Here is a 15,886-nt window from a genome sequence, read left to right on the forward strand (position 1 = left end):
CCGTAGAATCCCGCCATGACCGATGCCGACGCCGAGATCCCGACCTCGGGCAGCGCGCCCGCCGACGCTGCGCCCGCCCTGTCCGCGGCGCCTGTGCCGCCAGCGTCCGATGTCCCGCCGGCGCCTCCGACGCCCGCGACATCCCCAGTCGGCATCCCCCGCATCGGCCTGACGCCCGTGGTGGAGGCGGCCCCTGACCCGGAGCCCGGCCCCCGCTCGGCGGCGCTGCTCGTCGATGAGGCCCCCCGCCGCCGTCGCCGCGCCGAGGACCTGCTGAGCCTCGCCCTGGTGAGCGCGGGCATCCTGTCGGTCCTCGTCCTGGCCACCTACGCGCATGAGACGACCACCGGTGTCACGGCGGATGTCCGCGTGGTGCTGTCCTCCGTGCTGCGCCAGGTGCTCATCCTCCCCCTGCAGACCCTTGAGGGACTGGCGACTTTCCTCATCCCGGTCCTCATCCTCCTCGACCAGCTCCTGCGGGGGCGCTGGCGGGGGGCCGCCGAGAGCGCCGCCGGGGCCGTCGCCGGCTGGATCCTCACCATCACGGCCCTGTGGGCGCTGGAGGCCTGGGCGCCGCCGGCCCTCTCCGCCGGCCTGACCGTCACCGCCTCGGGCCTTCCGCGCCTGGGCGTATCCGTTGTCTTCGCCGCCCTGGTGGGCCTGCTCACGGCCGCGGGCGAGCGGCGCTCGTCGGCCACTGTTCGCTACGGCTGGGTGGCGATCTGGACGATCGTCGGGCTCGCCGTGCTGCGCTCGGCCATCACTCTTCCCGGGGCACTGCTCTCCCTCCTCCTGGGCCGCCTGGCGGGCCTGGCACTGCGCTGCCTGTTCGGGGTGGAGGACCGCTCCGTCCACGGCATCGCCCTCGTGCGGGCGCTGCGCCGGGCGGGGGTCGACGCCGTCCGCGTGGTCCGCGTGGACAGCGCTCCCGGGGCGACGGCCTGGTGGGTGACCACGGACGCCCCACTGGGCTACACCGAGGAGGTGAGGGAGAGCCCGCTGGCGCCCGCGAGCGCCTCGCCCGCGTCGGAGACCAGTGGCGACGCCGCCGGCTCCTCCGCCGTGGCATGGGCGATGACGGCGGCCACGCCTCCGGATACGGCGCCGTCCGCCGGGTCGCCCGCCGAGGGGCCGGGCACGGATCCGGACACGGCCGCTCTGCCCCCCGCGCGTGAGGGCCGCGCCGCGGCGCCGTCATCGACGATCGCGCCGGCGCCGGCGATCGACTCCCCGGCGCTCATCGCCGAGGCCCGCTCGTTGTCCCCGGGGAAGCCCAGCGCCCACCGCATGTACGCGGTCTGGGACCGCATGGGCGCGCGCCACGATCTGACGATCATCGACGCCGACCGGCAGGTCGCCGGCTACCTGGCCACACTGTGGGACAGGATCCGGGTCCGGGGACTGTCCCCCGAGCGGGGCATGTCCATCCGCTCCGAGGCCGAGCACGCCGCCCTCATGACGCTGGAGGCGCGCCGCGCCGGGGTGCGCACGCCCGCCCTGCGCGGGATGGCGGACACCCCTGAGTCCGTGCTGCTCGTGACGGACCACATCGCGGGCTCGCGCGCCCTGTCCGAGCTCGGCCCCGATATTCCCGACGCGGTCCTGACCGGTCTGTGGGATCAGCTCCGCCGCGCTCACGCGGCCGGCCTGGCGCACCGCAGCCTGAGCGGGGACAGCGTCGTCGTGGATGATGCGCGCCGCGTGTGGCTGCTCGGCTGGGACTCCGGGGAGACGATCTCCTCGGAGCTGTCCCGACGCGTCGACCTCGCCCAGGCCCTCGCCCTCCTGGCGGGCTCCGTGGGCGTCGAGCGCGCCATCGCGTCAGCCTCCCGGGTCCTGACCACCCCCCAGCTGGCCTCCATCGCTCCCATGCTCCAGCGCGTCGTCCTGCCCGCCGACACCCGCCGAGCCATGGGCCGCCGTGGACGGGTCCTCCAGGAGCTGAGGGACGCCCTCGTGGCGCTCACGCCCACCGCCCACGCCGAACCGGCCCGCATCAACCGCTTCCAGGCGCGCACCGTGGTCATGGCCATCATCTTCCTCGTGGCGGTGTGGTCCCTCCTGGCCCGCATGAACTTCGAAGAGGTCTCCAACGCCGTGGCCCAGGCCAATGCCTGGTGGATCCTGGGGGCGCTCGTCTTCTCACTGGCCACCTACCTGGGGGCAGGCATCATCCTGGTGGCCTTCACCCCGGAGCGCCTGAGCCTGTGGCGCTCCACCGAGGTCCACCTGGCCTCCTCCGTCGTCGCGCTGGTGGCGCCCGCCGGCGTGGGAGGGGCGGCGATCAACCTGCGCTTCCTGACCCGCAAGGGCGTGCCGACGGCGGTCGGCGTGGCCACGGTGGCGCTCGTCCAGGTCGTGCAGTTCCTCGTCACCCTGGTGCTGCTCGTCATCCTGGCCGCCACGACGGGGCAGTCGACAGGGCTGACCCTGCCCTCGGGCTGGGTGCTGCTGGGAGCCGTGCTGCTGGCCGCGCTCGTCGCCATAGTCCTGGCCGTGCCGCGGGCGCGCATCTGGATCTGGGAGAAGATCGAACCCACGTACCGGCAGGTCCGGCCCCGGCTCGTGTGGATCCTGTCCAACCCCGCGCGGCTGCTCGCCGGCGTGGGAGGGGCGGTGCTCCTGAGCCTGTCCTACATCCTGGCCTTCGGGGCGAGCCTGTGGGCCTTCGGCTTCACCCTGCCCTTCTCCATGCTGGCGATCGCCTATTTCGCCTCCAACACGGTGGGGTCCGTGGTGCCCTCCCCCGGCGGGATCGGACCGGTGGAGTTCGCCCTGACGGCGGGCCTCATCGCTGCGGGGATCCCCAGCGGCACCGCGTTGTCAGCCGCCATCGTCTACCGCCTGGTAACCTTCTGGATCCCGATCCCCATCGGCTGGCTCAGCCTCCAGCGCCTCCAGAAGCTCGGGGAGCTGTGAGCCATCGACGCGGTCCCGTCCTGACAAGGACAGGACTGAGCCCCTCCCACCAGGGGTGAGGCGGAGCGAGACCCGCTCGGCGGGTCCTCGGCCGGCGCCCCGCTCCTCGTGCAGCATTTTCGTGGCCAGTGGTGTCCTTGTTGGACCTTGACTGAGAAGAAAATGGCGAAGTTTGAGGATTCCTTTTTCTAACATGCCGTCATGACTCGCGTTTGCCCAGTCCAGAGGCCTGCTCTTAAGGCAAACGCCGCGGACGGCCCCCCTCGAGGCCCAAGCAATCCTCAAACCGCGCCACTTCACACTCACCACATGAGCCTCGGAGCCCCAATGGAAGGATCACGATCGACCCTCAGGGGCGCCGACGCCCTATCCAGCCCTCTCAGCGCGGCCTCGACGATGATGACGCCACAGCCTCGCATGACATCCTCGTAGGTCAACCGGACAACCGGCAGCCCCATCGAGATCATCCGCTGGTCGCGCTCCCGATCCCTGGAGAGCGCCTCCCTGGAGGAGTGGTAGGCGAAGCCATCCGTCTCAACGAACAGGCGCTGATCCACGAGTTGATCGACCTCACCAACGCCATGCACGATCACCCCGACATCCACCTGATGGCCCGCGTCCTCGAGCTCGATGCGGAGCCGGCTCTCGATCAGGGACCGAGCACGCGGGTTGGCCCGCCCCGCCCTCCGACGCGCGACAGCCGCCTGATACCCATCACCCCCGAGGAGCTCATGAACGTCGTCCAGCAGGACAACGCCCTCGCGGAGCGCGGCGTCCAGTGCAGCGACGGCGTCGATCTCCGGGGAGCACCGGAGCATCCTCGCCAGGACGAGCTCAGGCGGGGCAACGGGCATCTCAAGCGGATCGACCCGGCCGAGATGGGCCTCCCGGTGGACGATCACACCACCGGGCGCCCGGATCACACCGGTACGCGCCGGCACCGCGACATGCAGTGAGCGCGGGCGGCGCACCAGAGGGAGTCCGTAGTGCTCAAGAGCGGATTCGGCCGTCAGCACGCCGCCAAGCGACCGGCTGACGACAATCGCCTGGGGCGCATCCGGCAGGTGGATGGCGCCGCCCGTCCTCAGCACGTCGCCCATGGTCAGCAGGTCGGCCAGCGCTCGCTGGCCGGTGCGGCCCAGGCGCAGGTCCCGACGGCGCAGGGCCCATGGCCTGATCGAAGCTCCCGGAGGATCCTGCTCGCCTCCACCTCGCGTTGTCCCATGCGCCGGATTGTGAAGATCTCCAGGCCCGTCGAGGAGATGCCTCCACAGCGCGGGAGGGCCTGTGGGGGCAGCATCACCTGTGGTTCACGGCGCTCAGGCAGCCTGCGGGGACTCGCACGCCCGCGGATTTGGCGAAGTTTGAGGATTCCTTTTTCTAACATGACGTCATGACTCGCGTTTGCCCAGTCCAGAGGCCTGCTCTTAAGGCAAACGCCGCGCCCGGCCCCCCTCGAGGCCCGAGCAATCCTCAAACCGCGCCACAGTAGATAGGGGCGATACCGAGTGAAGGGCAGTGAAGGGCCGAGCCTCAGCCCCGCTCGACCAGGCTCTTGGCGCGGCTGGAATGGGTCCACCAGGCGGTCGCCATCACAACCAGCCACAGCGGTGAGGCGAGCACCGCCAGCCTGGTGTCATGGGCCTGCGTGAGCGTCCAGATCACGAAGACGAAGAAGACGATGCTCGCCCACGCCGCCGCCCGGTCGCCAGGCATCTTGAAGGCACTGGCCTCGTGGAGCTCGGGATGCACGGAGCGGAAGCGCAGGTAGGAGACGATGATGATGATCCACACGAGGATGAACAGCACGCTCGCCACCGTCGTGACCACTGTGAACGCCTCGATGATCGACGCGGTCGTGTACAGCAGCGGGATCGCCATCAGCAGTGCCGCGCAGGTGACTACCAGCGCGGGCCCCGGAACGGAGCGGGAGGTCAGGCGCTTGAAGATGGCCGGACCGTGCTCCGACCAGGACAGTCCATAGAGCATCCGGGAAGTGGAGTACATGCCGGAGTTCGCGCTCGATGCCGCGGCGGTCAGGACGACGAAGTTCACCAGCGACGCCGCGAGACCGAAGCCGGCCAGGGAGAACATGGCCACGAAGGGGCTGGACTCGGTGACCTCCCTCCAGGGGGTGACCATCATGATCGCGGTGAGCGCGCCCAGGTAGAACAGGAGGATGCGCACCGGGATGGCGTTGATCGCCTTGGGAAGGGTGACCTCCGGGTCCTTGGCCTCCGCGGCGGCGGTCCCGATGAGCTCGGTGCCCACGAAGGCGAAGACGGCGATCTGGAAGGCGCCGGTGAAGCCGGAGAAGCCATGGGGGAAGAGGGCACCGATGGGGTCGGAGGGATCGCCCAGGTTCCCCAGGGAGGCGACAGCGCCATTGGGCGCTGTGAATCCGATGGCGACCATGACGATGCCAACGACGACGAGCGCGATGATCGCCACGATCTTGATGATGGAGAACCAGAACTCGATCTCGCCGAAAGCCCTGACCGTGGTCAGGTTGAGAGCCAGCAGCAGGGCCACGGTCAGGATGGCGGGCAGCCACAGGGGCACGGTGGGCCACCAGTACTGCGCGTACTGGGTGATGGCGATGACCTCCGCAATGGCCGTCACGAGCCAGCAGAAGTAGTAGGTCCACCCGGTGAAGAAACCCGCCCAGGGGCCGATGAGGTCGTGGGCGACGTCGGCGAAGGACTTGTAGTCCAGGTTGGACAGCAGGACCTCGCCGAGTGCCCGCATGACCAGGAAGAGGAAGCCGCCGATGATCGCGTACACGAGCAGCACACCGGGACCGGCCAGGGAGATCGTCTTGCCCGACCCCATGAACAGGCCGGTTCCGATCGCCCCGCCGATGGCGATGAGCTGGATGTGTCGATTGGAGAGACGGCGCTGGAGGTGCTCGCCGCGCTCGATGATCTCGTCGAGATCGTGCTCGCCCGTGTTGGCAGTCATCTATGTCTCCTCAGGGGTGGGTGTGACTGGGGCAGCCTACGCCGAGGGGTGTTTCGAGCATTAGGCTCGTCCGCGATGAGTCCAGTGCCCAGATCCGACAACACCGTTCCTTCCCAGGATGGAGACGCCGCGTTTCCGATCCCGCCTCTGCCGGCCGCCACGTCCGCGCCCCCGCTGCCGCAGGGCCGGCACCTGCCGCCCGATGCAAGGGCGCCGGGGGAGGGCACCGGGACTGCCCAAGCGATCGCCCCGGAAGTGGAGAAGGCACCGCCCTTCCGCCCAGCGCCACCGCATTCCCTCCGAGATCTGCGCGATCTCCTGCCCGCCGCGCTCACCGTCCTCATCGGCGCCTGGGTGCTCATCTCCTACTCCGTGGGCCAGTGGAGGGCGATGACCGTCCCGAGCTGGGACCTGGGCATCTTCTCCGAGGCGGCCAAGGCCTACTCGCATCTGCAGGCGCCGATCGTCCCGATCAAGGGCCCGGACTACAACCTCCTCGGCGACCACTTCCATCCCATCCTCGTGCTGCTGGGCCCCCTGTGGGCGCTGTTCCCCTCGGGCCTGACCCTCCTCATCGTCCAGGACCTCCTCCTGGCGATCTCCGCCTGGCCCATCGTTCGCCTGACCCAGCGCCTGACCCACCCGATCGTCGCGCTCGCGCTGGGCCTTGCCTACGTGCTGAGCTGGGGCTTCCAGGGCGCTGTGGCCGCGCAGTTCCATGAGATCGCCTTCGCGGTTCCCATGCTGGCCTTCGCCTCGGCGGCCTTCGTCGAGCGTAGGTGGCTGGCCGTGGCCTGCTGGTCCGCGCCACTGGTCCTGGTCAAGGAGGACCTCGGCCTGACGGTGCTCATGATCGGCCTGGCCGTGGCCGTGCGAGGGCTGGGCGAGCTGAAGCGGGGCCACCTGGCGCGCCCGGTCGGCCGCCTCACCACCTGGCAGTTCGGGCTCGCGCTCGCGGCCTTCGGCGTCATCATGTTCTTCCTGACCACCATGGTGCTCCTGCCGATGCTCAACCCGGACGGCTCATGGGCCTACTCCATCGGATCGGGCGGCGGCGCGCACCAGGGCCTGCTCACCCGCCTATTCTCCCCGGAGGTCAAGATCCAGACCCTGGTCGTACTCATGCTCACCGCCGGGCTCATCGGCCTGGGATCACCATGGATCACCGTGGTGGCCCCGACACTGGCCTGGCGGTTCCTGGGTTCGGTGGCCTTCTACTGGGAGTGGAAGAACTGGCATTACAACGCCGTGCTCATCCCGGTGGCGATCGGGGCGCTCCTCGACGTCGTCGCCGCTCTCAAGCGGCGGCGCTCGCGAAGGCCGGAGGGTGCGGGCTGGCTGGAGGCGCCGCTGTGGGCCCGCTGGCTGACGCTCCTCGGCCTGGCCGCTCCGATGCTCCTGGGCGTTCTCACCGCTTCCTATCTGCCTCTATGGCAGTTGACCAACCGGGACTTCGGCAAGGCGCCGGAGCGCATGGCCTCCGTGGAGGCGGTCTACGACCTCATCCCCGAGGGCTCGACCGTGGAGACGGACCTGTCCCTCATGGCCTACCTGGTCCCGCGGGCGGATGTCGCCTGGGTGGGCACGGGCAGCGAGGCGCCGCAGTACGTGGTCATCGACGCCCGGTCATCGGCGTGGGGCGGCAATGCCCCTCGCGACGCCGCGGCCTGGATCGAGGGCCGCACGGGTCGCGACTACATCCTCATCTTCAACAAGGACGATCTCCAGGTCGCCCAGCTCGTCGGCACCCGTTGACATGCGCCCCTCCACCGCCCCCGACTGGCCCGCCTTGGCGGTAGTGGGCCTTGGCGGAGCCGTCGGCACCTCGCTGCGGGCCAGTCTCGCCGAGCTCATCGGCCCCTCGCCGTCGGGCCTGCCCTGGGCGACGGCGACGGCGAACCTCGCCGGCGCGCTCCTGCTGGGCCTTATCCTGGGCCGATTCGCGGCGCCCTGGCGCCAGACGGGTAAGCATCGGCTCGTCCGCCTGGGGGTGGGCACGGGACTCATGGGGGCGCTCACCACCTACTCGACACTGATCGGCGAGACGCTTGCCCTCATCGACCAGGGATTCCCGGCCCTGGGGGCAGTGTACCTCCTGGGATCCCTCGTCGCGGGTCTGGCGCTCGCCGGCCTGGGGCTGCGGCTGTCGAGGTTCCTCGATCAGTCGCATCACACCGGTCCCACCGACGGCGCAGGGGTCGGCGCCGCGGGCTCGCAGTCGCCGTGAGCGGGGCATGGGCATGGTCCCTCATGGTTCTGGCCGGAGGCGCGGGGGCCATCGCCCGCTACCTCGTCGACAGCCGCATGAGTGCGGCGGCGACCAGGGCCGCGGCCAGGAGGGCGGCCGCCTCATCCCGCCACGAGCAGGCCGGTCCTGCCGACGGGTCCACCGGCGAGGCCCGCGGGGCCGTCGACGAGCTTCCGGTGCCGGTGGGGACGATCGTCGTCAACATCACGGCATGCCTGATCCTGGGCGTTCTCACCGGTTGGGCGCAAACGGAGGCCGCAGCGAGCGCTGCGAGCCTGACCCGCGTCCTCGGCACAGGCCTCATGGGCGGCTACTCGACCTTCTCCACGGCCAGCGTGGAGGGCGCGCGGCTCGCCGCGCTCGGGCGCTGGCGGGCCGCCGCGGCCCACGGCCTGGGCATGATGGCCGCCTGCCTGGCCGCGGGGGCGCTGGGGATGGCGCTGGGCGCCGGGCTCGCAGGCTGAAGAGCATCGCGGATCCGTCGCGATGGGGCCGATGGCCGACTCCGAGCCAGTGATCTCTGCCAGACTGCGGGCATGACCCTCTCGCCCAAGTCCACCACCGCGCCCATCAGCCACGCCTCGGACGGGGCATCACCGGTCCGGCGGAGCAATCAAGCCGTGGTCATCCTGCTCGTCATCATCGCCATACTCCTTGCCGTGATCGCCGGAATGCTCATCCTGCGCACCACGAAGGACTCCCCGTCCGGCGCGGCCCAGACAGCCTCCACGGCGGGAACGGCCGTCTCGTCCCAGATCGCCGATGGGACAGCAGCCGGAGCCGCTGGCGCGGCCCCCTCGCCCAGCCCCGAGCAGTTGCAGATCCTGCGCAACGAGCCCAAGCGCGACCCGAACGACGCCCGCGCCAAGGGAAGCGCGGACGCGCCGGTCGTGATGACGATCTTCTCCGACTTCGCCTGCCCGTACTGCACGAAGTTCGCCCAAGAGACCGAACCCGGGTTGCGCGACCTCATCGACAGCGGCTCTCTGCGGATCGAGTGGCGCGATCTCGCGCAGATCACCCCGTCCTCGCCGCTGGCCGCGCAGGCCGGGATCGCCGCCGGGAACCAGGGCCGCTTCTGGGAGTTCCACGACGCCGTCTACGCGGCCGCCGATCCCACCGACCACCCCGAGTACACCCAGGACAGCCTCACGGCCTTCGCTCAGAGCGCCGGGGTGAAGGATATCGAGAGGTTCAAGGCGGACATGACCGCTGACGCCACCGCCCTGTCGGTGACCCAGGCCAGGGATCATGCCTACGAGATCGGAGTGAGGGGAACGCCCTTCCTCATGATCAATGACACCTACATCAACGGCTTCGCCTCTGCGGACGCGGTGCGCGCCACGATCGCCGAACAGGCCGCGAAATAGCTCCGCGAGCCACCGGGGCCCGCGATGGCCGGGGCCGGCCCGCAGGGACGCCGTCATTCGGTCGCGGAAGACCTGCGACGCCTGTCACAATAGATGCGCCTCGGCAGCGCACCCATCGACAGACGCGCGCCCACCCGGCACCGCATCCCCCGAGGCATGGCGAAGGAGCACGGCACATGGCGGATCAGACCGAAGCGACCACCGGGACGGCGCAGGACTCGCACGGCGCACTGAGCATCGGCGTGGACGTGGGCGGCACGAAGATCGCGGGCGGTGTCGTCGCCGTCGACGGCGAGGTCCTCGCGACGATCCGCCGCGATTCGCCCGCCCAGGAGCGCCAGGCCATCATCGATACGATCGTCGAGGTCGTGCGCGAGCTCAAGAACGACTTCCCCTCCTGCACGACGGTCGGCATCGGCGCGGCCGGCTTCATCGCCGAGGACCGCAACACGATCGCCCACGGCACGAACCTGGACTGGACGGGCCTGCGTCTGGCGGATGCGATCTCCGAGCGTGTGGGCATGCCCGTCGTGGTGGAGAACGACGCCAATGCCTTCGGCTGGGCGGAGGTGCGCTTCGGCGCCGCCCGGGGCAAGCGCAACGCCCTGGTCGTGGCGATCGGCACGGGCGTGGGCGGGGCGGTCGTCGTGGATGGCAGGCTCCTGCGCGGCGCGCGGGGCTTCGCCGCCGAGATTGGGCACATCAACGTCGTGCCGGATGGACGGCCCTGCGGCTGCGGCCTCAATGGCTGCCTCGAGCGCTACGCCGCGGGCACGGCCCTGGGGGTCAACGGCTGGGAGCAGGCGCGCTTCCGCCCCGCCTACGCCGCGCGCATCATCGAGCTCTCGGGAGGGGATGCCAACAACATCTCCGGCAAGGCGGTCACCGCGGCGGCCCGCGAGGGCGACCCCTGCGCCCTGGAGTGCTACGCCCAGCTCACGCACTGGCTGGGCCGGGGCCTCGCGGATCTGTGCGCCGTGCTCGATCCCGAGGTCATCGTCATCGCCGGGGGCCTGGCCGAGGCGGGAGACATCCTCCTGGAGCCCACGCGCAAGGCCTTCGAGGCCGCCCTCACCGCGGGCACCCATCGACCGCCGATCCCGCTCGTCCTGGCCGCCGGCGGCCAGGAGGCCGGTCTGGTGGGGGCGGCGGACCTCGCCCGCCAGAGCTGAGCCCGGTCCGGGATCCCACCGGTCCCTCCCGGGGCAGGGCAGTCCGGCACGGCGGATGATGACCCGCCATGCCGTCGAAGATGCGTCACGCCATACATCCCGCTCTTCCATAGGCGACCCTGACCTTACTAAGGTTGCCCTTGTCCATTTCCGGGCGCTCACCGCGATCGACCGCCCCCGACGACGAAGAGGAACCCATGCCCGTCTCCCGCAAGTCCTTCCTCGCGAGTACTTCAGCACTGTCCCTGTCGGCGCTCCTGGCCGCCTGCGGGAGCAAGAAGAGCGATGGCGGGGGTGCCAGTGGCTCCTCCGCCGACGGCGCCCCCGGCACCATCACCCATGCCTTCGGCACCACGGAGCTCCCCACCTCGGTGGAGCGGATCGCGACCGTCAACTGGGCGAACCAGGACGTCCCCCTCGCCCTGGGCGTCATGCCCGTCGGTATCGCCAAGCAGGTCTTCGGCGTCGAGGACGGCTCCGGGATGCTGCCCTGGACCAAGACGAAGGTGGATGAGCTCGTCGCCGGCGGCGCCACGGCACCCGTCCTGTTCGACGAGACCGACGGCATCGCCTTCGAGGCCATCGCGGACACGAAGCCCGATATCATCCTGGGCGCCTACTCGGGCATGACCCAGGAGGACTACAACCGGCTCAGCGAGATCGCCCCCACCATCGCCTACCCGAAGGCCGCCTGGGTCACCCCGTGGCGCGAGATGATCACCATGGATGCCACCGCGATCGGGAAGAAGACGGAGGGCGAGGCGCTCATCGCCGCCCTGGAGTCCTCCATCTCCGCCGAGACCGCCAAGCACCCGCAGCTGGCCGGCAAGACCGCCGCCTTCTTCTACATGGGCGCGGGCGACCAATCCTCCATCGGCTTCTACACGACGGGCGACCCGCGCACGGCGTTCATGGAGGACCTGGGCCTGACCATCCCGGAGTCGGTGCGCAAGCAGGCCGAGGCGGACCCCTCCACCTTCTCCTACAACCTCTCTGCCGAGAACGCCGACATGGTCAACGACGTCGACATCATGGTCATGTACGGCACTGCGGAGGACCTGCCCACCCTCCAGGCCGATTCCCTCATCGGGACGATCCCGGCGGTCAAGAACGGGGCCATCGCCTTCGTCGGCAACGGCTCGGCGCTGTCGGCCTCCACCAATCCCGGGCCGCTCTCCCTGCCCTGGGGGCTGGCCGACTACGTGGCGCTCATCGCCGCAGCCGCAGACAAGGTCCAGTGACCACCCCGGCCACGCCCGGCCCGGGCAGGGCCGGCGATCACGGCCCCACGGCCCTGCCCGCGCCCGCCGTACTCGTCGCGCTCCTGGCACTGCTCGCCCTGGCGGCCATCGCCTCGATCGCCTTCGGAGCGCGCATGGTCAGCCTCCCCGAGATCCTCGATGGCGTGGTCGGCCATGACTCGACCATCGGGGCGACCGCCGTCGGCGAGAGGCTCCCGCGCACCGCCACCGCCCTCGTAGCGGGCGCGGCCCTGGGGCTGGCGGGCGCCCTCATGCAGGCCATCACCCGCAATCCCATAGCCGATCCCGGGATCCTGGGGATCAACACGGGGGCGTCCCTGGCGATCGTCACCGGGATCGCCTTCCTGGGAATCCATTCGCTCTTCCAGTACCTGTGGGTTGCGATGGCCGGCGCCATGCTCACCGCTATCGTGGTCTACGCCGTCGGCTCGCTCGGGCCGGGAGGGGCGACGCCGGTCAAGCTCGCCCTGGCCGGGGTGGCCACGGGTGCGGCGCTGTCCTCGGCGATCAGCGCGATCATGCTGCCCCGCGCTCAAGGCCTGGAGGACTTCCGCGCCTGGCAGGTCGGGAGTCTGGGGCGCGGCACCTGGGACTCCCTCGGAGTGGTCCTGCCCTTCATCGCACTGGCCACCGCCGCGGGCCTGGCGATGGCGCGCCCGCTGAACTCGCTGGCCCTCGGCGATGAAGCGGCTACCGGCTTGGGCGTCAACGCGCCGCTCACGAGGCTCTTCGCCGCCGCGGCGGGAGTGGTTCTATGCGCCGCCGTGACGGCGCTGGCCGGGCCGATCGGCTTCGTCGGCCTCATGGTCCCCCACGCGGTGCGGATGCTCACGGGCCCCGATCACCGGTGGCTCCTGCCCCTGTCCGTCCTCGGTGGCGCTGCCCTGTTGACGGCGGCCGATACCCTGGGCCGGGTGATCGCGAGGCCGAGCGAGATCTCGGTGGGCATCATCACCGCCTTCGTCGGGGCCCCCATCCTCATCGTCGTGGCCCGAAGCGCGAAAGTGCGCGAGTTATGAGCGCCCCGCCCCTCGCCCTCGGCTTCACCGACCGGGGCAGGCGCTCCCGGGCGGCGCGCTACTGGGGGGTGAGCGCGGCGCTGCTCATCGGAGTCGTCGCCCTGTGGTGGGCCTGCGTGCTCATCGGGAGGACCTGGTACTCCCCGGAGGAGGTCATCCGCGTCATGATGGGCGAGCACGTGCCCGGGGCGTCGTTCTCCGTGGGCCGCCTGCGCCTGCCGCGCGCGATGGTGGGGCTCCTCGCCGGGCTGGCCTTCGGCATGGCCGGCACCACGTCCCAGACCATGCTGCGCAACCAGCTCGCCAGCCCGGACATCATCGGCATCACCTCGGGCGCCTCGACGGCGGCGGTCTTCTCGATCCTTGTGCTGGGCTGGTCCGGGCCGGCAGTGAGCATCCTGTCGATCGTCGCCGGCCTGGCGACGGCGGCCGCCATCTACGCGCTGTCCGGCTCGGGCCGGACACAGGGCGCCCGGCTCATCCTCATCGGGATCGGCGTGTCCTCGATGCTGTCCTCACTGATCGCCTACCTGCAACTACGGGCCGCCATCTACGACGTCCCCAAAGCGATGCGCTGGCTGTCCGGCTCCCTGAACGACGCCGCCTGGGACCAGGTGGTAATCCTGGCGATCGCGGTGAGCGCCTGCGCGCTGATCATGGGGGTGATCGGCCGGGACCTTCCACTGCTCGCCCTGGGCGAGGAGACCGCCGTCGGCCTGGGAGTGACCACTGGCCGCGCCAGGCTCGCCCTTGTGCTCACCATGGTGGCGCTGGCCTCCTTCGCGACCGCGGCCACCGGCCCCATCGCCTTCGTCTCCTTCCTAGCCGGGCCTCTCGCGGCAGGCCTCGTGGGGCGCACGCATCGCACGCTGCTCCTGCCCGCCGCCCTCATGGGGGCCATCGTCGTGCTCGGCGGCGACCTCCTGGGCCAGCACGCCTTCCCCACGACACTCCCGGTGGGCGTGGTGACCGGTGTGGTCGGCGCCCCTTACCTCGTCCTCCAACTGCTGCGACTCAACCGCCAGGGAGCCTCCGCATGACCCCGTCCATGAGCACAGCCGCCCCTGCGACCCAGGATCGCGCGCGCCCCGCCGAACTGACCACTCGCACCCTGCGCTCGGGGTACGGCGGCCGCGTCGTCGTCGACGGCGTGGATGTCGCTATCCCGGTGGGCCGGATCTCCGTCATCGTGGGGGCGAACGCCTGCGGGAAGTCCACCCTGCTCAAGACGATGGCGCGAGTCCTGACCCCCATGGACGGGCGGGTCCTGCTCGACGGCGAGGAGATCCGATCTCTCCCCACCCGCTCTCTGGCCCGGCGCCTCGGCCTGCTGCCGCAGCAGCCGATCGCCCCGGAGGGCATCGCGGTGGCAGATCTCGTGGGGCGCGGGCGCAGCCCCCACCAGGGGCTGTTCCGGGCCACAAGCGCCGCCGACCGGCGGATCGTGGAGGCCTCGCTGCTGGCCACCCGCACCGAGGCCCTGGCGGATCGCTCCATCGACGAGCTCTCCGGTGGGCAGCGCCAGCGCGTGTGGATCGCCATGGCGCTGGCCCAGCGCACCGACGTGCTCCTCCTCGACGAGCCCACGACCTTCCTCGACCTCGCCCATCAGGTGGAGGTGCTGGACCTTCTCACGGATCTCAACCGCGAGCGCGGTACGACGATCGTCATGGTCCTGCACGACATCAATCTCTCGGCCCGCTACGCGGACCACATCATCGCCATGCGCCAGGGCAGGGTGGTCGCCTCGGGAGCGCCATCGGAGATCGTCTCGAGCGAGCTGGTGCGCGAGGTCTTCGATCTGGAGGCTGATGTCATCCCGGACCCGGTCTCCGGCACGCCGCTCATCGTCCCCAAGGGCCGCTACCACGTGGGCGGCGGTAGGGATCAGGCACCCGGGCAGGAGGGGGCGTGAGCGGCGCGGGGAGGGCCTCTTTTGGCTTCTTCTCAGTCGAAGTGGCGGGGATCCTCGATGTCTCCCCCTCCATGAGGCGCTTCACCTTCGTAGGCGCCGGGGCTGCCGAGGAGGGCGGCGACCCTCTTGCCGACTTCGCGGACCCGGGCTGGGACCAGCGCATCAAGCTCGTCCTGCCCGCGCCCTCGGGCGGCTACGAGCACCTGGTGGACGGCCCGGACTGGTACGCCGACTGGCTCGCCCTCCCGCCGAAGCGCCGCTGCCCGATCCGCACCTACACGACGCGCGCGGTGCGCGGGGCCGTCTGCCGCGGGGGCGCGACGGAGGTGGACGTCGACATGGTGGTCCATCCGGCCGCGCCGACTGGCGGGCCCGGCACCGGGTTGGGGCCGGCGGCGCACTGGATCGGGGGAGCCGTCGTCGGGAGCAGGGCAGTGCTGCTGGGGCCCCGTCGTTCCTTCGACGGCATGCCGGGTGGCGTCGATTTCATCCCACCGGCGCGCACCGGCGCCTATCTCCTGGGCGGCGATGAGACAGCGGCCCCGGCGATCGCCCGAATCCTGGAGGGCCTGCCCACGAGCGCACGCGGCATTGCCGTCGTCGAGATGCCCCAGGAGGCCGACCGCGCCTACCTGCCCGCGCATCCAGGTTTCGAACTGCGCTTCCTGGGGCGCGAGGGCAGGGCGCATGGCGAGTTGCTCACGACGGCGGTCGTTGAGGCGGCGGCCGAGCTGTGCCCGCCGGGCCGGCCCACCCGGGTGGAGGAGATCGACGTCGACTCCGACCTCCTGTGGGAGGTTCCGCGCACAGCGCGCGGCGGGGCGGCGCTGTCACGAACGGATCTGTACGCGTGGCTGGCCGGTGAGGCGGGAGCGGTGCGCGCGATGCGCCGCCACCTGGTCTCGGAGCGGGGCGTCGATCGGCGCGCAGTGGCGTTCATGGGCTACTGGCGCTTGGGGCGCGCCGAGAACTGACGACGGATCAGCGCACTGGAATCGGCGCTCCGCCGGGGAGCGCATC

The 15,886-nt window shown here is 70.8% G+C and carries 13 protein-coding genes; 11 read left to right on the forward strand and 2 right to left on the reverse strand.

The annotated features are described in order from the left end of the window. The first annotated feature begins 15 nt into the window (after positions 1 to 15). On the forward strand, positions 16 to 2,919 hold the full coding sequence (locus B6G06_RS09780; protein ID WP_240494059.1) for a lysylphosphatidylglycerol synthase domain-containing protein: 2,904 nt from the start codon (positions 16 to 18) through the stop codon (positions 2,917 to 2,919). Positions 2,920 to 3,221: 302 nt separating this feature from the next. Here the strand turns inward: B6G06_RS09780 and B6G06_RS09785 are convergent, their stop codons facing one another. Continuing rightward, positions 3,222 to 4,019, reverse strand: coding sequence for a hypothetical protein (locus B6G06_RS09785; RefSeq protein WP_229657824.1), 798 nt, complete (start codon positions 4,017 to 4,019; stop codon positions 3,222 to 3,224). A 433-nt stretch (positions 4,020 to 4,452) separates the two neighbouring features. Then, the gene (locus tag B6G06_RS09790) at positions 4,453 to 5,880 is read right to left on the reverse strand and encodes an amino acid permease (RefSeq protein WP_081172067.1); all 1,428 of its coding nucleotides are present in this window, start codon (positions 5,878 to 5,880) and stop codon (positions 4,453 to 4,455) included. A gap of 75 nt (positions 5,881 to 5,955) precedes the next feature. On the opposite strand from B6G06_RS09790, the gene B6G06_RS09795 reads away from it, so the two are divergent. The 10 genes from B6G06_RS09795 (at position 5,956) to B6G06_RS09840 (ending at position 15,840) form a co-directional block, all read left to right on the forward strand. Then, positions 5,956 to 7,635 carry a DUF2079 domain-containing protein gene (locus B6G06_RS09795; RefSeq protein ID WP_240494060.1) on the forward strand — a complete coding sequence of 560 codons (1,680 nt, stop codon included), beginning with the start codon at positions 5,956 to 5,958 and terminating at the stop codon, positions 7,633 to 7,635. 1 nt (position 7,636) lies between these two features. Further along, positions 7,637 to 8,107: a fluoride efflux transporter FluC gene (locus tag B6G06_RS09800; RefSeq protein WP_080462279.1), complete on the forward strand. Its 471-nt coding sequence runs from the start codon at positions 7,637 to 7,639 to the stop codon at positions 8,105 to 8,107. Then, positions 8,104 to 8,592 carry a fluoride efflux transporter FluC gene (locus B6G06_RS09805; protein WP_205635458.1) on the forward strand — a complete coding sequence of 163 codons (489 nt, stop codon included), beginning with the start codon at positions 8,104 to 8,106 and terminating at the stop codon, positions 8,590 to 8,592. Before B6G06_RS09800 ends, B6G06_RS09805 begins: the two co-directional genes overlap by 4 nt. A 72-nt stretch (positions 8,593 to 8,664) precedes the next feature. Beyond that, on the forward strand, positions 8,665 to 9,498 hold the full coding sequence (locus B6G06_RS09810) for a DsbA family protein (RefSeq protein ID WP_081172069.1): 834 nt from the start codon (positions 8,665 to 8,667) through the stop codon (positions 9,496 to 9,498). Positions 9,499 to 9,674: 176 nt separating this feature from the next. Next, complete coding sequence (locus tag B6G06_RS09815) at positions 9,675 to 10,670, forward strand: ROK family protein (protein ID WP_081172070.1); 996 nt, start codon at positions 9,675 to 9,677, stop codon at positions 10,668 to 10,670. Positions 10,671 to 10,867: 197 nt separating this feature from the next. Further along, positions 10,868 to 11,911: an iron-siderophore ABC transporter substrate-binding protein gene (locus B6G06_RS09820; protein WP_081172071.1), complete on the forward strand. Its 1,044-nt coding sequence runs from the start codon at positions 10,868 to 10,870 to the stop codon at positions 11,909 to 11,911. Further along, the gene (locus tag B6G06_RS09825) at positions 11,908 to 12,951 is read left to right on the forward strand and encodes a FecCD family ABC transporter permease (RefSeq protein WP_240494061.1); all 1,044 of its coding nucleotides are present in this window, start codon (positions 11,908 to 11,910) and stop codon (positions 12,949 to 12,951) included. Before B6G06_RS09820 ends, B6G06_RS09825 begins: the two co-directional genes overlap by 4 nt. Further along, complete coding sequence (locus tag B6G06_RS09830; protein ID WP_081172072.1) at positions 12,948 to 13,991, forward strand: FecCD family ABC transporter permease; 1,044 nt, start codon at positions 12,948 to 12,950, stop codon at positions 13,989 to 13,991. Before B6G06_RS09825 ends, B6G06_RS09830 begins: the two co-directional genes overlap by 4 nt. Continuing rightward, positions 13,988 to 14,866 carry an ABC transporter ATP-binding protein gene (locus B6G06_RS09835; RefSeq protein WP_205635459.1) on the forward strand — a complete coding sequence of 293 codons (879 nt, stop codon included), beginning with the start codon at positions 13,988 to 13,990 and terminating at the stop codon, positions 14,864 to 14,866. Before B6G06_RS09830 ends, B6G06_RS09835 begins: the two co-directional genes overlap by 4 nt. Further along, positions 14,863 to 15,840, forward strand: coding sequence for a siderophore-interacting protein (locus B6G06_RS09840; RefSeq protein WP_229657820.1), 978 nt, complete (start codon positions 14,863 to 14,865; stop codon positions 15,838 to 15,840). The genes B6G06_RS09835 and B6G06_RS09840 overlap by 4 nt, the downstream gene beginning before the upstream one ends. Positions 15,841 to 15,886: the final 46 nt, after the last annotated feature.

The sequence above is a fragment of the Actinomyces gaoshouyii genome (genome assembly GCF_002076915.1).
Lineage (GTDB): Bacteria > Actinomycetota > Actinomycetes > Actinomycetales > Actinomycetaceae > Actinomyces > Actinomyces gaoshouyii.